An 18,343-nucleotide genomic window follows, 5' to 3' on the forward strand; every position below is an offset into this window, starting at 1 on the left:
CTATCGCGGGGATTGTAGGGAGGCGCTAAATTTAGTGCAAGAATAATTGATACACTTTATGTGCTGTTTGAAACAGGGGTAAAAGTCGCGTTTCCGGCAAGGATTTAAATGCAACAATAAAACTTGCAATTAATCTAAAAACGGGCCACCTTTAAATGCAACAGACAAAGATGCTTTTTAATAAGCAGCGTGAGGGCAACAAGATGAACACTGGCGCATTTATTCACGATTTACTCGACTGGATCGACAACAACCTGGAAAGCCGTCTGGATATTGAAACTGTCTCCAGGCGAGCCGGCTATTCGAAATGGCACCTCCAGCGCCTCTTCAAAGAGCATACGGGTTACCGTCTCGCCGAGTATATCCGCGCGCAAAAACTGCAAAAATCGATCGAGCGCTTAACCCACAGCGACGAGCCGATTGTGAACGTGGCGATCGCGCTAGGCTTTGACTCCCAGCAATCCTTTAACCGCAGCTTCAAGCGTCAGTATGGGCAGGCACCCGGTGCCTGGCGTCGCAGTGTCGGCTGCCCGCAGGCACAGCAATCACGCCAGCAATCCACATAGCGCGTTGTGGTTGTCGCAAAGGCGTTCAGGATGAAATCGTCGGCCTGATAACAGCAGGCCAGCGATATTACAGGCAGCCAGGCACATGCGGTTTGACGTTGCAGTAAAATAGCCGTAGTGAAAATACCCGACACGGCATAATTATTATCTCTCTGGCATAAGAAGCGTGACGTGAGTTATTTACAAACGCATTATCCTCCTTCTCTCTCATACCGAAGCTGAAATCCTTATTTTTTCCGTAAAAATGTATCCCCTGCTCTCTTCTCCTGCAGGAGGGCTGTCCCCGCCATCGCTGACTGCGTCAAACGATGTTGCGTAATAAACAATCAGCGTCATCAGCACCGGCAGAATTCCATCGCATACCTTTTTAGTCTTCTGGCGCATCCGTCACCGGGAAGGAGATCCAGTTTTTTGTACAATCCGCCGGGACAGCCGAACGTGGTAACGATGCTTTTCCCGGCGGCACCGGTGAGACGCCATCGGGGCCAATGCGGATCTGCGCCGATTCGGTTAGCCAGCGGGCAGTATTGCTGAAAGAGACGCCATTCAGGGCAAATTGCAAAGGATGAGCCGCGTCATAACCGCGTAATACCAACTGGCCGCTTTCGCCGGAAATATGGCTCAGGGTGATATTACGATAGACAGGAATGCTGTTACCGATCGCGTGGGCATCATATCGGGTATCAAAGTCGAGCGGCCGGCGATTCCCGCGCATACACACATTTTCATAGCGCACATCGCTGACAACGCCGCCCCGGCTGATATCACTTTTGATACGAAGCCCGGAAGTTGTGCCATCAAGCGTCAAATCACGCACCCGAATGTCACTGACACCGCCAAGCGTCTCGCTACCAATCGACATCCCGTGTCCCCAGTAAAAATGGTTATCCACCAAAATCACATGGCGCGTGACGCCACCCGCGCCCGCTTTAATCGCCACATTATCGTCACCGGTTCTGATGAAGCTGTGGGCGATGAGGATATTCTGCGACGAAATGGGATCAATGCCGTCTGTATTACGGGCATTCGCCGGGGTATCAATACGCACGCCCCAGAACGTCGCATCGCGGACGTTTTTCAGGGTGACATGGAATCCCGGCGAATTTCGCAATGTGATGCCGTGAAAAATAAGGTGAGAGGCATCATCTGCTTCAATCAGGCGAGGAACATTCTGCGCCCCGCCTTCCGTCTGCGCGCGGCGAGCCAGTTTCCACCATGATTCTTTCTGTCCTTGTATCGGCTTACCGCCCTGCCCATCAATAATGCCCTCGCCGACAATGCCTCCACCGTCAGTGTGGCTAAAAAGAATAAAGGGCCGGCAGCCATTCCCTTGATGATTTACAGTTCCACAATGACCATTTTTGTCGTAAACACGTGGGTCACTATTCGCAACCAGCATTGCCCCTTGCGAGATCCAGAGTGTGACGCCAGATTTCATGCTCAGCGGTCCGCTGGAAAAACGCCCCGACTGAAGCTGTAAAACCTCACCCCGGGGGCAGTTATCAATCGCCGACTGAAGTCGTCGGGTATCGTCTGCCAATGAAGACGTCAGCTTTGCGCAGACAGGCGCGGACAGCACAGGTTCTGGCACATCAGCACTCTCCAGGGCCGATAGCGCCGCGCTGAAGCCGGATACCGGGAAAAAAATCAGGCTGGCAATTATTCCTTTCACATTACGGCGTAGAAAAAACATAATTATCCCGACATTAGAATTGTTGAAGTATTGTAGAAGTGCTGTGATGAAAACACCGGGCGAATTCGTTTTTAGTTGAAGTGACGTTTAAGTTCGGCAGCCAAAAAGTGTTAGGATGTTTCTCCTTTTTATTTTTGCGATTACCAGCCAGCATTAATTCATAGTCCTCAAAGCGTGAGGTATTTTGCAAACCGCATTGGCTTTTCATATTGCTTTCCTTTTAATTTCATGGAAAACAGATATCGCTTTATGCTTACTCATTACCATCCAGCTTTGTAAAAATACGCCCGGATGTTGCCTCAAGGATGTTCACCACACGCTTCAGTGCTTCGAAATCGGAATAAAACTGTTGGCTTAACGGCGTATTTCTCGCAATCTCAATGCAATAATTCAGGGCGTTTAGCGCATGGTGTGCATGGTAAAGGCAAAGCGTGGCGTTGCTGTCAAGACGGGCTTTGGATAACATGCGGACATCCTGTTCAATACCGGCTCTGATACCATCCAGTTTTAAGTACAATAAGCGCAACGCGTTGGGTTCATCAGGTTCCAGTAACAACACATTAATCAGCCCAATGGATTCTTTAAAATTTTTAACGATTGAGTTAATAAAATCACACCCGTCATATGCCATGTTCACTCCGTAAAAAGCCATTAATGCCATTAGTGTCACTTGATATAATTAATGTTGTTATCCAGAGACATGAAAAAGTAAACGGCATTGCCATAAACTAAAAATCACAGTCGGGAACACAAACGGTGACGCGCTAATTTTCATTAGCAGAGTTTATCTTTATAAAATTAAACCTGAATACAATAACATTATTTAATCAATGCTCGCAGCATAACCTCATTAATAATGTGAGTATCGTTGATATTGTTTTTTACCGGCACAGAGCTGCGGGTTCGGTGCCTATTTCAAAGACTGTTACGTTGCCTGTCAGACTATCCCTTTATCGGGTGCCTGCTGAGCACGCTGAATAAAGCGCATGGAATCCAGCAAATTATCCTTCTCAGCGTCAGTAAGATTTGGGGACACTGTTTTCTCCGCCAGCACAGCCCGGTCAGTATAAGAGAGCGTTCCTGCCCGAAGCCGCTGACTTATGGTCAGTAGCAGATGCTTGTCCAGTTCATTAATACGCCGTCTGATCCCATCAAGATCCAGAAGGGTGACGAATGATTCTGGTCGAGGTAACCAGTCTGCCAGATAGCGATACTGTATCGCTTTTCCCGCATTCATCAGCGCACTGATGAACGGCTCCACGGACTGCGGCTCCAGACCAGCCTCGCGCGCGGTGCTGCGCGCCTGCGACAGCACTTTTTGTTCCCGGGCGACATCCTCCACCGGCAAATGGTACTTCACCTTGTAGGCTGCAACTTCTCTCATTAACGCCATACGTTCGGTTAAGAGTGATGAAAGGGCACTGAGACAAATGGGCGCAGATGCTCCTGCAAAAAAGCTACCGGACATACAGAGTGTCGATACGAAAATTTTCATCATCATCCCTCTAAAAATGGTGCCAAGCCTAATTTACCTGTGCAAATATAACCAGTAGTTACTATTTCGTTTCTGGATGTAAGAACTTTGTTATAAGCAGCGCATGACGTTCCAGCGCGCACGCGCTCTTCAGATACCCAATTGCGTGACCCACCGTGGTTGAAAAGTGCCTCCGGGATCACCGGCAAGCCAGTACCACGACAAAGCGGTAACATGCATCGTTCACTTTTCATTAATTCAATTGCGTTATTATTTCATCAAAGCGGCTTTGCGTAAGGAAATGTAACGCGCTGATATCAATATGGATTCATCGACAGACAGCAAATCCTGGACGGATCTGCGATTTTTGTAAGGGGGAAAAAGCACTACAGACCCGGCAGGGTGAACACAGGGATAAGAGTGATGACGTGCCAGATATCCCCTCTCTTCGGGGCTCCGGCAACGGGGATATCTATTTTATAAAGAACGCCCCCCAGAAAACATCAGTCATCAATCCTCAAAGAAGACATGCGTGTTGCGGCAAGCGAAGCGGGTCTTAACTGGCCAGAACCTCCTGGCGGCGAGAAAAGCGCTGAAACAGATAATTACCGTAGGTAAAAGCAGCGGTCAGGTTCTTTTGAATGACATATTGCACATTTCAAATGCTTAATCATTCGCTGGAAAAACAAGCTTACGCAGTCAGCAGGCGCGACACAGGTCCGGTTATTTACACGTTATTATTTACAAGCCATGGTCTTGTTCCGTTATCGACCCTCGCCTTTCAAAGAAGAACCAGCCTGAAAAAGCGGGCTTCTTTCGTATGTCGCCCGGGAATGACGATCCACAGTCGGGGACAGGGAACGGCCTGTTTGCACCCCGCAAAAAATAAAACCCGGTTTCCCGGGTTTTAACGCTAACTATCAACGCCGTCAGTCGTACGCTTTCAGCGTGCGCTGGCAGAGCGCGGAGCGTACGCAGTCGTCTTTATTAAAGCGTACAACGCCAATCATCTCGTCTTCCTCAAAACGTGCCAGCGCGTCACTCAAACCCGATTTCACACCGGATGGCAGGTCACACTGGGTAATATCACCGTTGACAATAACGGTCACGTTCTCCCCGAGGCGCGTTAAAAACATTTTCATTTGCGCAGCCGTGACATTCTGAGCCTCGTCGAGAATGACCACCGCATTTTCAAAGGTACGTCCGCGCATATAGGCGAACGGCGCGATTTCCACCTTACCGATCTCTGGTCGCAGGCAGTATTGCATAAAGGACGCCCCCAGGCGTTTCAACAGCACGTCGTAGACGGGCCGGAAATAGGGAGCGAACTTCTCCGAAATATCACCGGGTAAGAAGCCGAGATCTTCGTCGGCCTGCAGAACCGGTCGGGTTACAATAATCCTGTCCACATCCTTATGGATCAGGGCTTCCGCCGCTTTCGCCGCGCTGATCCACGTTTTCCCGCAGCCGGCTTCGCCGGTTGCAAAGATCAGTTGTTTACTCTCGATAGCATTCAGGTAGTGCGCCTGAGCTTCATTACGCGCTGCAATTGGAGAAGTATCACGGCTGTCCCGCGCCATGCCAATTGCTTCTACGCCACTCATCTGCACAAGCGAGGTGACCGACTCTTCTTCACGTTGTTTATGGCTGCGTGAATCACGTCTCAGCACGCGTTTCGCTTCACGACGAGCTTTGATCACTGCTTTTTGTCTTCCCATGGATAGCACCTTGAGTTGTTGGTTTACATCACACACGTCGCTATCGACGCGATTATGCGCACAAACGTCTGAGGGTTGGCTTCCTTGTAAGCCATGACTTGCCTTTGAAAATGACGTGCCAACGCGACGAACAGCATCGCCTGTCACATCGTCAACATCAGGAATGAAAAAGAAGGAGGAAAATTCAGGGGTGAAGAAGTCGCTGCCGGAGGTCGCACCGCCGTGCCGGGTTTTGCGTGGTCTTTTTGTCTGTCCGCTACTGGACTTTACCATCCGCGATCTCCAGAAAAACTTCATCACCGCAGGGGATAACGCTCTCACTAATTACATCAAAGCTTAGCATCATTGCAACATTATTTTTACCAAACCATAACGTGCATGACCTCTGCGTCGTTGAACAGAGTCTCGGTTATGAATATTACAGAAAGATAACAGATACTTTCTCATACGAAAAAATGATATCTGGATGGCAGAAAAAGTATGTCAGGATGCAACAGATGACAGAATATCCTGCCCGGTAGCGGGCAGGATAGGATCTTCACGCTTCGAGCAAAGATTGCGCCAGATAGCGGTTTGCCGCTTGTACGCCGGGCAACGCAAAGAAGTAACCGCCGCCAATCGGACGAATGTACTCTTCCAGCGCCTCGCCGTTCAGACGTTTCTGCACCGTCAGAAAGCCTTTTTCCAGATCGTGCTGATAACAGACGAACAACAGCCCCATATCCAGCTGGCCGGAGTTGGTCACGCCGAGCGAGTAACTGTAACCACGCCGCATCATCAGGCTGGATTGCGTCTCTTTCGTCCGCGGGTTCGCCAGGCGAATATGGCTGTCGAGAGCAATGACATCACCGTCTGGATCGCTGGCGTAATCCGGGACGTCATGCTCATTTTTCATGCCCAGCGGCGCGCCGGAATGCTTATCACGCCCGAAAATGGTCTGCTGCTCTTTCAGCGGCGTGCGATCCCAGAACTCCACGTGGAACTGGATAATGCGCACCGCCTGGTAACTGCCGCCCACCGCCCACGCCGGTTCGCCCTGCTCTTTCGTCACCCACACCACCTCGTTCATCAGCGTATTATTGCTGCTGTCCGGGTTGGCGGTGCCATCTTTAAAGCCCAGCAGGTTAACCGGCGTCTCTTTGCCTTTGCTGCGCGCCGCATGGTCGGAGATAAACCCTTCCCGCTTCCAGCGCACGCTGAGTAAATCCGGCGTGTGCTTGATGATGTCACGCAATGCATGAATCACTGTGTCCTGTGTGTTGGCGCAAATCTGGATCAGCAAGTCGCCGTGACACAACGCCGCATCAAGCGAATCGTTAGGGAAACGCGTCATCTTTTGCAGCTTTTTCGGCATCTGCGCGCGCAAACCAAAACGGTTATCGAACAGCGATTCGCCCACGGAAACCGTCATCGTCAGGTTATCCGGCGCGATATACGCACCGAGAATACCGGAATCCATTGGCGGTAAGCGCGGGTTCGTTGTCTCCGGAGCCGGACCGCCGGAGGTCAAAAACGTTATGCGCTGTGTCAGTAAGCGGAACAATCGTTCGAGGTCAGCTTTGTCAGCAGCCAGCACGTCAAATGCCACCAGCATCATTGACGCCTGCTGTGGCGTCAAAATACCGGCCTGATGCGCGCCCAGGAAAGGCTGCGTCTCCATCCGCGCATCAGGCGAAAGTGTCCCAGGTGCGCTCTTCGGTGTTACCGCATGCGCTACCGGGCATCCGCCAGCCAGCGCAAGCGCGCCTCCCAGCGCGCCCATACTTTTTAATAAACGGCGCCGGGAAGGTTCGCTGACGTCGTTGTTATCATCTTGCTTCATGGTATTAATCCAACCCCAGCACGCCGCGCAGCTGCGCCAGATCTTCCGCCAGTGTGGTGATCGGCCCTTTCAGCGCATTGCGGTCGGCGTCGGTCAACTTATCGTAGGTTTCATACCCCTCTTTAGTGCGGTATTTCGCAAGGATGGTATCCACTTTCTTGAAGTTGGCATCGACTTTCGCCAGCAGTTCAGCGTTATCTTTCTGCAATTGCGGACGCAGCAAATCAACAATTTTCTGTGCGCCATCGACGTTGGCCTGGAAGTCCCACAGATCGGTGTGGCTGTAGCGATCTTCTTCACCGCTGATTTTGCTCGCAGCCACTTCTTCGATCAGACCGGCTGCACCACCGACCACTTTGGATGGCGGGAACGCCAGCTCATTAATGCGCGTTTGCAAATCAACCACATCTGAGTTGAGCTGATCAGCGTATTTGCCCATGTCCTTCGTGCTGTTGTCACCAAACAGGGCTTTTTCCAGACGGTGGAAACCGGTGAATTTCGGATCGGCGGCTTTATGCTCGTAATCATCTTCACGGGCATCAATGCTGCCATCGAGATCGGAGAAAAGCTCAGCAATCGGTTCAATACGCTCATAGTGCTGGCGCGTCGGCGCGTACAGCGCTTTCGCTTTTTCGATATCGCCCGCTTTTACCGCATCCGTGAACGCTTTAGTGCCGGAAACCAACTGCGCCGTTTCGGCAACCACATACGCTTTATACGCGGTAATGGCTCCGCTCAGGCTCAGCAGCGCGTCACCTTTTGCCGCATCGGCTGTTGCCGCGCCTTTCACCACCAGCTTACCTTTCGGGTTGGTTAACAAACCGCAAGTCATCTCATACTCGCCCGGCTGCAGGTTGGCCGTCAGCTTCTGGCTAAAACCTGGCGCGATATTTTCACGCTCTTCAACCACCATCACGCCTTTGAGGATCTCCCACTCGAGCGCTTTCTGGCTGTGGTTGAGAATAATAAACTGCGTTTTACCCGCGTTCACCGTCAGGTTCATCGGCTCACACTGCTTGTCCGTAACCGTGACTTTCACCTGCGGGATATCCGCAGCCTGCACCGCGAAAGCACTGGAGATTAATGCCGCCATCCCGGCCTGTAATGCACTACGACGAAAATGAATTGCCATGCCCTTTCCCTTAATTAGTATGTTGTAACTATAAAGCGATTACGGTGCCGCCCGTGAAGGCTGCGTCCCCGCGCGAGGCGGTAAAACAAACATCACCAGCGCCGGGATCAGATAGATAAAGTAGACCACCACTTCGCTGACGCTTGGCGTTTCCTGATAACCAAAAATCCCTTCCAGCAGCGTACCGGTGAGGGAATGCGTGGTGAGTACGTTACTGAAATCGAAAGCCACGTCCTGGAAGTGGTTCCATAATCCCGCCTCGTGAAACGCGCGGATCGCCCCGGCGGCAAGCCCGGCCGCGACAAAGAGAATAAACAGGCTGGTCCATTTGAAAAACGCGCCAAGGTTCAGACGCACGCCGCCCCAGTAAAGCAAGAAACCGAGCACTACCGCCGTGGCCAGACCCAGCACTGCGCCCAGCGGCGGCCAGACGCCGACATCCTGCTGGAATGCCGCCAGCAGAAAGAACACCGATTCCAGTCCTTCGCGCGCCACGGCGAAAAAGACCATCAGGATCAGCGCCCAACCGTGGTTATGACTGCGCGCCAGCGCGCTGTCGACCGCCTGCTCCAGTTGCACTTTGACGTTGCGCGACACTTTGCGCATCCAGAACACCATCCAGGTGAGGATCACTACGGCTATCGCCGCGACAATGCCTTCAAACAATTCCTGCTCTTTTTGCGGGAACTCGCCGGTGGTTTCATTGATCGCAATACCGAGTCCAAGACAGAGCGCGGCGGCAAGAAAAACACCAATCCACATCACGCTTATCCAGCGCCCACGCTGGGTACGTTTCAGGTAACTGGCAATCAGGCTGACGATCAGCGCCGCTTCGAGGCCTTCACGTAACATAATCAAAAATGGAACAAACATGGAGGAAACCCCTAATGTCATGCGCGGTCAATGGTTGCAAAGAAAAGTAAATTGCATTGATAGTGATTATCATTACGCCGCAAGGAAACTCAAGCGAAAAATGTTGAGAATGATAACTGGATGTAACCGCGTAGCAGGCTAACCAGGCGGTTTATGCGTTATGCGGAAGCAGTTGAAATAAAGCAAAAACATAGCTTACAAATCTTTAACTTTATATTTACCCCACTTCAGCGCTGTGGCTAAATAAATGCCCCGTTTCGTTTACCTGCAAAATTAAAGACATGACTAACTTTTTCCATTTTTTGCTGGCGCTGGTGGTGATCCTCGCGCTGGCCTGGCTGGTGAGTTTTGACCGCCGGCACATTCGTTTTCGCTTCATCGTACAATTAATTGTCATCGAACTGGCGCTGGCGTGGTTTTTCCTGCACGCGCAAAGCGGGTTAACGCTGATTAAATACGTTTCCGGCTTCTTTGAAGCGCTGCTGAAATTCGCGGGCGAAGGCACCAGCTTTGTCTTCGGCGGGATGAGCGAAAAAGGGCTGGCCTTTATCTTCCTCGGCGTGCTGTGCCCTATCGTCTTTATTTCCGCGCTGATCGGCATTTTGCAGCACTGGCGCATTCTGCCCATCTTTATTCGTTTGATAGGCACGTTACTGTCAAAACTGAACGGCATGGGCAAACTGGAGTCGTTTAACGCCGTCAGCTCGCTGATCCTCGGCCAGTCGGAAAACTTCATCGCTTATAAAGGCATCCTCGCCGATCTCTCCTCGCGCCGCATGTTCACCATGGCAGCAACGGCGATGTCGACGGTGTCGCTGTCGATTGTCGGCGCGTATATGACCATGCTGGATGCAAAATACGTGGTTGCCGCGCTGATCCTCAATATGTTCAGCACCTTTATTGTGCTGTCGGTGATTAACCCGACGCGCCCGGAAGCGGAAGCCGAGGTCAAGCTGGAAAAGCTCCACGAATCGCAAAGCTTCTTTGAGATGCTCGGTGAGTACATCCTCGCGGGTTTCAAAGTAGCGATGATTATTCTGGCGATGCTGATTGGCTTTATTGCGCTGATTAGTGCCATTAATGCCCTCTTCTCCGCCTTGTTCGGTATCAGCTTCCAGCAAATCCTCGGCTATGTGTTTTACCCGCTGGCATGGCTGATTGGCATCCCGCTGAGCGATGCGCTGCACGCGGGCAGCATTATGGCGACCAAGCTGGTGGCGAACGAATTTGTGGCGATGATTGAGCTGCAAAAAATCGCCGCGCAGATGACGCCGCGCGGGCTGGGTATTCTTTCCGTGTTCCTGGTATCGTTCGCCAACTTTGCCTCGATCGGCATTGTGGCGGGGGCAATTAAAGGGTTAAACGAGCAACAGGGGAATGCAGTTTCCCGCTTTGGTCTGCGCTTAGTGTACGGCGCAACGCTGGTGAGTTTGCTTTCGGCGGCTTTCGCAGGCGTGGTGTTGTAATTTACTGGCCCACTTCGCGCAAGTGGGCCATAACATCAGAATTGCACACAGACCGGCTGATCGACACGCATCACCGATTCCTGGGCAAAGCGCGATTTGTAGATATCACGCAGCGCATCAATTTTCGTATCACTTTGCGCATCCACGCTGTGGATCAGCATCAGCGCCTTGCTTGGCTCCTTCGACACCTTCCCGTTGCTACCCAGCCACTGTCCCTGCGCATCAAATGTGGTCAAGCCATCGCGAAAACGCGGCGTGACATCGTTATCCACATACTGCTGCCACTCCTGCGCGGTAATCGCTTTGCCGCCCTGGCGGGTTAAGCCGTAATAGAGCGTGGTTTGCTGCATCTGATTTTCAGCTTTGCAGGTTTGCGCGGCCGCCCCCGGTTGTTTTGCCGCCGGCGAAACGCAACCCGCCAGTAAACCTGCCATCACCAGTGCAGTGAACCCTGTCGTTACCTTCATATCGCTATCCTCATTGTTATTTGTTGTGAGATAACAGCGTAATTACAATTATTTATCAATAAAAAAACCCGCCGCAGCGGGTTTTTCATAAGGGATAATTTATTCAGCCTGTAAACGCGATGGCGGCGCAGAGCGGTAGTGCGCATCTGCCTCGGCAAAGCGCTGCTGCATCTGCGCGGACGGCGCTTTGCCCAGCAGGCTAAACACTACAATGCCGATACTGCCGAAAACGAAGCCCGGAATGATTTCATACAGATCCAGCCAGGCGTAGTGTTTCCAGACAATCACCGTCACCGCACCGATGATCATCCCGGCCAGCGCACCGTTACGCGTCATGCGTGACCACATGACCGAGAACAGCACCACCGGACCAAACGCCGCCCCAAAGCCCGCCCAGGCATAGCTCACCAGACCAAGCACGCGGTTTTCCGGGTTCGCCGCCAGCGCAATCGCCACCAGCGCCACCAGCAATACCATCGCGCGCCCTACCCATACCAGCTCGCGCTGGCTCGCGCCTTTACGCAAAAACGCTTTGTAGAAATCTTCGGTGATCGCGCTGGAGCACACCAGCAACTGGCAGCTCAGCGTCGACATCACCGCGGCGAGGATCGCCGACAACAACACCCCTGCAATCCACGGGTTGAACAGAATTTGCGCCAGTTCGATAAACACGCGCTCGGCGTTTTGATCAACAGCCCCGGCTACCGACGGGTTGTTATTGAAATAAGCGATGCCGAAAAAGCCCACCGCCACCGCGCCCGCCAGACAGAGAATCATCCACGTCATACTGATGCGACGCGCATGAACAATGGTGTGATGGGAATCCGCCGCCATAAAACGCGCCAGAATATGCGGCTGGCCGAAATAACCCAGCCCCCAGCCCATCAGAGAGACGATGGCGACAAAATTCAGGCCTTTCAGCATATCGACGTTTTCAATGCTTTTTTGCTTGATCACTTCCAGCGAATCACCAAAACCGCCGACGGAAATAATGACAATCACCGGCGTCAGGATCAGCGCGAAAATCATCAGGCTGGCCTGCACCGTATCGGTCCAGCTGATCGCCAGGAAGCCGCCAATAAAGGTGTAAATGATCGTCGCTGCGGCACCAGCCCACAGAGCGGTTTCGTAACTCATACCGAAGGTGCTTTCAAACAGACGCGCGCCGGCAACAATACCGGAAGCACAATAAATGGTGAAAAACAGCAGAATCACCACCGCCGAGATAATCCGCAGCAGGCGGCTGTTATCTTCAAAACGACCGGTGAAATAGTCCGGCAAGGTCAGCGCGTTATTGTTCACTTCGGTGTGGACACGCAAACGCCCGGCTACCAGTTTCCAGTTAATCCAGGCACCCAGCGTCAGGCCAATGGCGATCCAGCTTTCAGAGATCCCTGAGATAAAAATCGCGCCCGGCAACCCCATCAGCAGCCAGCCGCTCATATCCGATGCCCCCGCCGACAGCGCAGTGACCAGCGGCCCAAGGCTGCGACCGCCCAGAATATAGTCATCAAAGTTTTTCGTCGAACGCCAGGCGACGAAACCGATAAGTATCATGCCAAAGATATAAACGAGAAAAGTCACCAGCATCGGTGTGCTTATTGCCATTAAAAAGTCTCCAGGATTCTTCGTCGGCAAATACTGCTTGCCGCTTTTTTCCAGCACCGGAACGAGGCGCTGGGGCGTTTAGATTATTTGAAGCGCCCGTATCCTGCCGGATGCCTCACTTATTCACAATTGATTTAACACAGCATTTACATCAAATTCATCCCGGCTCTGATAACAATTTCCTATAGGTTGCACTCTGTCACACTTTCAAAGGTTGCACCTTTAAAAAGTGTTATCTGCCGCATAAAACCTACTTTGCCAGCGAATTATTCAGCGCCTTTAGCAATTACCAACCGTTAACATTTCATTCATTTCTTACCTTGCCAGCCAGGTCACATTTAACAAGGTTGCACAAAGTTGCAACATGATGGATATTTCAGCCTGAACCGCAAAACAACGTAAAAAACAGGAGCAAAGCATGGGCACCACCACCATGGGGGTCAAGCTTGATGACGCAACACGCGAAAGGATCAAAGCCGCCGCGGCGACCATCGACCGCACACCGCACTGGCTGATTAAACAAGCCATCTTCAATTTTCTGGAAAAACTGGAAAACAACGAAGGCCTGCCGGAACTGGTGACCGCATCCGCCACCGCGCAGGAAGACGAAAGTGCCGTTGTGGTTGATGACAGCCACCAGCCGTTTCTCGATTTTGCCGAGCAGATCCTGCCACAGTCAGTTTCTCGCGCCGCGATCACCGGCGCATGGCGCTGGGCGGAAACCGATGCAGTGCCGATGTTGCTGGAACAAGCCCGCCTGCCGCAACCGGTGGCGGAAAATGCCCATAAGCTGGCTTATCAGTTAGCGGAAAAACTGCGTAACCAGAAAACCGCCTCCGGCCGCGCTGGCATGGTGCAAAGCCTGTTACAGGAGTTTTCCCTCTCTTCGCAGGAAGGCGTGGCGCTGATGTGTCTGGCCGAAGCGTTACTGCGTATTCCCGACAAAGCCACCCGCGATGCGCTGATCCGCGACAAAATCAGCAACGGTAACTGGCAGTCACACATTGGGCGCAGCCCGTCGCTGTTCGTCAATGCCGCCACCTGGGGGCTGCTGTTCACTGGCCGCCTGGTCTCCACGCATAACGAAGCCAATCTCTCGCATTCGTTGAATCGTATTATTGGTAAAAGCGGTGAGCCGCTGATCCGTAAAGGCGTGGATATGGCGATGCGCCTGATGGGCGAACAGTTCGTTACCGGCGAAACGATCGCCGAAGCGCTGGCTAACGCGCGCAAACTGGAAGAGAAAGGTTTTCGTTACTCCTACGACATGCTCGGCGAAGCGGCGCTTACCGCAGCCGATGCGCAGGCGTATATGGTGTCGTACCAGCAGGCGATCCACGCCATTGGCAAAGCCTCCAACGGGCGCGGCATTTATGAAGGGCCAGGGATTTCCATTAAGTTATCCGCCCTGCACCCGCGCTACAGCCGTGCGCAATACGACCGCGTGATGGATGAACTCTATCCGCGCCTGAAATCCCTCACCTTGCTGGCGCGCCAGTATGACATCGGCATTAATATTGACGCCGAAGAGGCCGATCGTCTGGAAATCTCCCTCGATCTGCTGGAAAAACTCTGTTTCGAGCCGGAACTGGCAGGCTGGAACGGTATCGGTTTTGTTATTCAGGCCTACCAGAAGCGCTGCCCGTTTGTGATTGATTATCTTGTGGATCTGGCGACACGTAGCCGTCGTCGTCTGATGATCCGCCTGGTAAAAGGCGCTTACTGGGACAGCGAAATCAAGCGCGCGCAAATGGAAGGGCTGGAAGGCTACCCGGTTTATACCCGCAAGGTATACACCGACGTTTCATACCTCGCCTGCGCGAAAAAATTACTCGCGGTGCCGAACCTTATTTATCCGCAGTTCGCCACCCACAACGCCCACACGCTGGCCGCTATTTACCAGCTTGCCGGGCAAAACTACTATCCGGGCCAGTACGAATTCCAGTGCCTGCACGGCATGGGCGAACCGTTGTATGAGCAAGTCGTAGGGAAAGTGGCCGATGGCAAACTGAACCGCCCTTGCCGCATTTATGCGCCGGTGGGCACCCACGAAACACTGCTGGCGTATCTGGTACGCCGCCTGCTGGAAAATGGCGCGAATACCTCGTTCGTCAACCGCATTGCCGACAACACGCTGCCGCTGGACGCGCTGGTTGCCGATCCGGTAAGCGAAGTGGAAAAGATCGCCGCCCAGGAAGGCCAGGTCGGTTTACCGCACCCGAAAATCGCCCTGCCCCGCGCACTGTATGGCGAAGGACGAATCAACGCCGCGGGCCTGGATCTGGCGAACGAACACCGTCTGGCCTCGCTCTCCTCCTCGCTGCTCGCCAGCGCGGCGCAGAAATGGTACGCCCGCCCGACGCTGGAACAGGTGGTCATGGACGGCGAACCCGTCGCGGTCATTAACCCTGCCGAACCGAAAGACACCGTTGGTTATGTGGTGGAAGCCAGCGAAGCGCAGGTTAATCAGGCGCTGGAAAACGCCGTTAATCACGCACCAATCTGGTTTGCCACACCGCCGCAGGAGCGCGCCGCCATTCTTCAGCGCGCCGCGGTGCTGATGGAAGACCAAATGCAGTCGCTGATTGGCATTCTGGTGCGTGAAGCGGGTAAAACCTTCAGCAACGCCATTGCCGAAGTGCGCGAAGCGGTCGATTTCCTGCGCTACTACGCAGGCCAGGTGAGTGCGGATTTCGATAATGAAACGCACCGTCCACTGGGGCCGGTAGTGTGTATCAGCCCGTGGAACTTCCCGCTGGCGATTTTCACCGGCCAGATTGCCGCAGCGTTAGCGGCAGGCAACAGCGTGCTGGCAAAACCTGCCGAGCAGACTCCGCTGATTGCCGCTCAGGGCGTGGCCATTCTGCTGGAAGCCGGTGTCCCGGCGGGTGTTTTACAGTTACTGCCAGGGCGTGGCGAAACCGTCGGCGCGCAGCTGACCGCCGATCCGCGCGTGCGTGGCGTGATGTTTACCGGCTCCACCGACGTGGCGACGCTGCTGCAACGCAGTATCGCCACGCGTCTTGATGCCCAGGGTCGCCCGACACCGCTTATCGCTGAAACCGGCGGGATGAACGCGATGATTGTCGACTCCTCCGCGCTTACCGAACAGGTGGTTATCGATGTACTGGCCTCCGCGTTCGATAGCGCAGGCCAGCGCTGTTCAGCCCTCCGCGTGCTCTGCTTACAGGATGATATTGCCGATCACACGCTGACCATGCTGCGCGGCGCGATGGCGGAGTGTCGCATGGGTAACCCAGGCCGACTGACCACCGATATCGGCCCGGTGATCGACGCCGAAGCGAAAGCGAATATCGAGAAACATATTCAGGCCATGCAGGCCAAAGGGCGCAAGGTGTACCAGGCGGTGCGTGAAAACAGCGAAGATGCGCGCGAATGGCGCACCGGCACCTTTGTCGCGCCAACGCTGATTGAACTGGAGAGCTTTGACGAGCTGAAAAAAGAGGTCTTCGGTCCGGTGCTGCACGTTGTCCGTTATCACCGTAACCAGTTGGAACAGTTAATCGCGCAGATTAACGCCTCCGGCTATGGCCTGACGCTCGGCGTTCATACCCGTATCGATGAAACCATCGCCCAGGTCACCGGCAATGCCCATGTCGGTAACCTGTATGTAAACCGCAATATGGTGGGCGCCGTGGTAGGTGTGCAGCCATTTGGCGGTGAAGGATTGTCCGGCACCGGGCCGAAAGCTGGCGGGCCGCTCTATCTTTACCGCCTGTTAGGCAGCCGACCGGAAAACGCGGTGCAGAAAACACTGGCCCGTCACGACGCGCAGCATCCGCTGGATGCGCAGCTGAAAGCATCGCTCTTGCAGCCGCTGGAAGCATTACGCGCATGGGCAAAAGATCGTCCGGCGCTGCAACAGCTCTGCGCGCATTATGGCGAGCTGGCGCAAACCGGAACACAACGCCTGCTGCAAGGCCCGACGGGTGAACGCAACAGCTGGACGCTGGTACCGCGCGAGCGGGTGCTCTGCGTGGCGGATAACGAGCAGGACGCGCTGGTGCAACTGGCGGCGGTCATCGCCTGCGGCAGTCAACTGCTGTGGCCGGACGATACGCTGCACCGCGATATGGCGAAACAGTTGCCGGAAAGCGTCAGCAAACGTATCCAGTTTGCCAAAGCCGATGCGTTAATGGCGCAGACGTTTGATGCGGTGATTTTCCATGGTGATTCCGACCAACTGGTGGCGCTGTGCGAAAACGTCGCCGCACGCCATGGCGCGATTGTGTCGGTTCAGGGCTTTGCACGCGGTGAAACCAACATCCTGCTTGAACGCCTGTGGGTGGAACGTTCGTTGAGCGTCAACACCGCCGCTGCCGGTGGCAACGCCAGCCTGATGACGATTGGCTGAAGCAGAGTAACTGGATAATCCAAAGCCTCGCATTGCGGGGCTTTATTTTTATAAGCGAGGAAATAGAACGACTGATATGAGTCAGCACAATCAGAACGCGTTCATTGACAGTTCATTTAACCGGGAGTAGAAAAATCTGAAGCCAAATTTATAGATAAAAAGGAGATCAAGGTGGTAACCGGGAAAGACACATTCAGGCCACTCACAGCTGGCGAAATCAGAATGGCCCGTATTCTTTTCAAAGATACGATCAATTATGGATCAGTAAGAATTTATAAGGGCAGCTATTTCCCTTTTAATCTTCAAGACCAGGATACTGCGGTCACGCCGAATGGAAACATGTACTGGCCAGAGCCCATTTTTAAAGAAGATTTTTCAGCGGAAAGCTCGTCAGATAAAAACTGGTTCATACATGAATTTGCCCACATGGCAACATCAGATGGGAATGAGTGTCAGAATTAGAGGGCTGATTAGTAAGTACGTAAGGTATACATACTCCCTGCCTAAAGAAAAAACACTGGCTGACTATCCCATGGAGCAACAAGCTAACATTATTGCTGATTACTTTCCCCTGATTACCGCGGGTTATAATGTCTGGAAAGGCGTTACTGATTTTCAAGGGATTCATGGACCGGACTTGCTCGCGAAGTACCAAGATACGCTACAGTATTTTCTGGCTTCGCCTACGGATAAAAGAAGTTTATGGAAATGAAATGGTATATACCGATTATCTTAACACCACTTTTTACCGGCTGCGTGGGTGAAAACACGCCATTTCGCATTGCTGATGTCACGAAAAAAGATAATAAAATTTGTGTCTCAGTAAAAGGCGACCCTACTATTGAGCAGGGTCAGGCAAAATTGCTTCGACTGACGCTTTCGACACGCGATACTAACAGGCAAATGCAGGAAATTTGGCAAGCGGATCATTTTGATAATCCGACCTATATCGTTAACCCCGGCCAATGTCTTCCAGTCAATTACCATTTTGAGCAAGACAAAGAATATAACATCACGATCATAACGGCATACTCCGCCAAGAATGTGGATTCAAAACGCATCTGGCTAAAGAATTTCACACTGAATAATCTGACAGCGAAGTAATTTATTTATGTGACTAAATCAACATAAATAATATAAGGTCCGCGT

Annotated in this window: 14 protein-coding genes; 5 read left to right on the forward strand and 9 right to left on the reverse strand. The window is 52.8% G+C overall.

The window, feature by feature from the left end:
- Nucleotides 1-203 precede the first annotated feature (203 nt).
- Nucleotides 204-566 carry a helix-turn-helix domain-containing protein gene (locus M8Q36_RS21265; protein WP_045507249.1) on the forward strand — a complete coding sequence of 121 codons (363 nt, stop codon included), beginning with the start codon at nucleotides 204-206 and terminating at the stop codon, nucleotides 564-566.
- Nucleotides 567-933: 367 nt separating this feature from the next.
- Here the strand turns inward: M8Q36_RS21265 and M8Q36_RS21270 are convergent, their stop codons facing one another.
- From M8Q36_RS21270 to efeU, 7 genes are all read right to left on the reverse strand, one after another.
- Complete coding sequence (locus tag M8Q36_RS21270; RefSeq protein WP_249882278.1) at nucleotides 934-2,259, reverse strand: glycoside hydrolase family 28 protein; 1,326 nt, start codon at nucleotides 2,257-2,259, stop codon at nucleotides 934-936.
- 253 nt (nucleotides 2,260-2,512) lie between these two features.
- Nucleotides 2,513-2,920 carry a hypothetical protein gene (locus M8Q36_RS21275; protein ID WP_249882279.1) on the reverse strand — a complete coding sequence of 136 codons (408 nt, stop codon included), beginning with the start codon at nucleotides 2,918-2,920 and terminating at the stop codon, nucleotides 2,513-2,515.
- A 276-nt stretch (nucleotides 2,921-3,196) separates the two neighbouring features.
- Complete coding sequence (locus M8Q36_RS21280) at nucleotides 3,197-3,760, reverse strand: chorismate mutase (RefSeq protein WP_249882280.1); 564 nt, start codon at nucleotides 3,758-3,760, stop codon at nucleotides 3,197-3,199.
- Nucleotides 3,761-4,662: 902 nt separating this feature from the next.
- Nucleotides 4,663-5,451, reverse strand: a complete 789-nt coding sequence (gene phoH / locus M8Q36_RS21285; protein ID WP_017456289.1) for a phosphate starvation-inducible protein PhoH — start codon at nucleotides 5,449-5,451, stop codon at nucleotides 4,663-4,665.
- A 538-nt stretch (nucleotides 5,452-5,989) separates the two neighbouring features.
- Nucleotides 5,990-7,273, reverse strand: coding sequence for an iron uptake transporter deferrochelatase/peroxidase subunit (gene efeB / locus M8Q36_RS21290; protein ID WP_249882281.1), 1,284 nt, complete (start codon nucleotides 7,271-7,273; stop codon nucleotides 5,990-5,992).
- A 4-nt stretch (nucleotides 7,274-7,277) separates the two neighbouring features.
- Nucleotides 7,278-8,405 carry an iron uptake system protein EfeO gene (efeO, locus tag M8Q36_RS21295; RefSeq protein WP_065368823.1) on the reverse strand — a complete coding sequence of 376 codons (1,128 nt, stop codon included), beginning with the start codon at nucleotides 8,403-8,405 and terminating at the stop codon, nucleotides 7,278-7,280.
- Between the two features lie 39 nt (nucleotides 8,406-8,444).
- Nucleotides 8,445-9,278 (reverse strand): iron uptake transporter permease EfeU, encoded by an 834-nt coding sequence (gene efeU, locus M8Q36_RS21300; protein WP_020457322.1) that lies wholly within the window; start codon nucleotides 9,276-9,278, stop codon nucleotides 8,445-8,447.
- A gap of 281 nt (nucleotides 9,279-9,559) precedes the next feature.
- On the opposite strand from efeU, the gene M8Q36_RS21305 reads away from it, so the two are divergent.
- Nucleotides 9,560-10,744, forward strand: coding sequence for a NupC/NupG family nucleoside CNT transporter (locus M8Q36_RS21305; protein ID WP_249882282.1), 1,185 nt, complete (start codon nucleotides 9,560-9,562; stop codon nucleotides 10,742-10,744).
- Nucleotides 10,745-10,779: 35 nt separating this feature from the next.
- Here the strand turns inward: M8Q36_RS21305 and M8Q36_RS21310 are convergent, their stop codons facing one another.
- Entirely contained in the window at nucleotides 10,780-11,211 is a 432-nt protein-coding gene (locus M8Q36_RS21310) for a DUF3574 domain-containing protein (protein WP_249882283.1), read from the reverse strand.
- A gap of 99 nt (nucleotides 11,212-11,310) precedes the next feature.
- Nucleotides 11,311-12,819, reverse strand: a complete 1,509-nt coding sequence (gene putP / locus M8Q36_RS21315; protein WP_249882284.1) for a sodium/proline symporter PutP — start codon at nucleotides 12,817-12,819, stop codon at nucleotides 11,311-11,313.
- A gap of 418 nt (nucleotides 12,820-13,237) precedes the next feature.
- Between putP and putA the strand changes: the two genes are divergently transcribed.
- The 3 genes from putA (at nucleotide 13,238) to M8Q36_RS21330 (ending at nucleotide 18,298) form a co-directional block, all read left to right on the forward strand.
- Nucleotides 13,238-17,194 carry a trifunctional transcriptional regulator/proline dehydrogenase/L-glutamate gamma-semialdehyde dehydrogenase gene (gene putA, locus M8Q36_RS21320; protein WP_249882285.1) on the forward strand — a complete coding sequence of 1,319 codons (3,957 nt, stop codon included), beginning with the start codon at nucleotides 13,238-13,240 and terminating at the stop codon, nucleotides 17,192-17,194.
- 331 nt (nucleotides 17,195-17,525) lie between these two features.
- Nucleotides 17,526-17,906 carry a hypothetical protein gene (locus M8Q36_RS21325; protein WP_249882286.1) on the forward strand — a complete coding sequence of 127 codons (381 nt, stop codon included), beginning with the start codon at nucleotides 17,526-17,528 and terminating at the stop codon, nucleotides 17,904-17,906.
- A complete protein-coding gene (locus tag M8Q36_RS21330; RefSeq protein ID WP_249882287.1) occupies nucleotides 17,897-18,298 on the forward strand; it encodes a putative T6SS immunity periplasmic lipoprotein in 402 nt (133 codons plus the stop codon). The genes M8Q36_RS21325 and M8Q36_RS21330 overlap by 10 nt, the downstream gene beginning before the upstream one ends.
- The last annotated feature ends 45 nt before the right edge of the window (nucleotides 18,299-18,343 follow it).

The organism is Kosakonia sp. R1.Fl (assembly GCF_023516815.1).
Lineage (GTDB): Bacteria > Pseudomonadota > Gammaproteobacteria > Enterobacterales > Enterobacteriaceae > Kosakonia.

What these genes read in the sequence shown, in the direction of transcription:
- M8Q36_RS21265 (WP_045507249.1), top strand. Translation starts at nt 204, where the DNA reads ATGAACACTGGCGCATTTATTCACGATTTACTCGACTGGATCGACAAC.
- efeO (WP_065368823.1), bottom strand. Translation starts at nt 8,405, where the DNA reads ATGGCAATTCATTTTCGTCGTAGTGCATTACAGGCCGGGATGGCGGCA.
- M8Q36_RS21280 (WP_249882280.1), bottom strand. Translation starts at nt 3,760, where the DNA reads ATGATGATGAAAATTTTCGTATCGACACTCTGTATGTCCGGTAGCTTT.
- putP (WP_249882284.1), bottom strand. Translation starts at nt 12,819, where the DNA reads ATGGCAATAAGCACACCGATGCTGGTGACTTTTCTCGTTTATATCTTT.
- putA (WP_249882285.1), top strand. Translation starts at nt 13,238, where the DNA reads ATGGGCACCACCACCATGGGGGTCAAGCTTGATGACGCAACACGCGAA.
- M8Q36_RS21275 (WP_249882279.1), bottom strand. Translation starts at nt 2,920, where the DNA reads ATGGCATTAATGGCTTTTTACGGAGTGAACATGGCATATGACGGGTGT.
- efeU (WP_020457322.1), bottom strand. Translation starts at nt 9,278, where the DNA reads ATGTTTGTTCCATTTTTGATTATGTTACGTGAAGGCCTCGAAGCGGCG.
- efeB (WP_249882281.1), bottom strand. Translation starts at nt 7,273, where the DNA reads ATGAAGCAAGATGATAACAACGACGTCAGCGAACCTTCCCGGCGCCGT.
- M8Q36_RS21270 (WP_249882278.1), bottom strand. Translation starts at nt 2,259, where the DNA reads ATGTTTTTTCTACGCCGTAATGTGAAAGGAATAATTGCCAGCCTGATT.
- M8Q36_RS21325 (WP_249882286.1), top strand. Translation starts at nt 17,526, where the DNA reads ATGGAAACATGTACTGGCCAGAGCCCATTTTTAAAGAAGATTTTTCAG.
- M8Q36_RS21305 (WP_249882282.1), top strand. Translation starts at nt 9,560, where the DNA reads ATGACTAACTTTTTCCATTTTTTGCTGGCGCTGGTGGTGATCCTCGCG.
- M8Q36_RS21310 (WP_249882283.1), bottom strand. Translation starts at nt 11,211, where the DNA reads ATGAAGGTAACGACAGGGTTCACTGCACTGGTGATGGCAGGTTTACTG.
- phoH (WP_017456289.1), bottom strand. Translation starts at nt 5,451, where the DNA reads ATGGGAAGACAAAAAGCAGTGATCAAAGCTCGTCGTGAAGCGAAACGC.
- M8Q36_RS21330 (WP_249882287.1), top strand. Translation starts at nt 17,897, where the DNA reads ATGGAAATGAAATGGTATATACCGATTATCTTAACACCACTTTTTACC.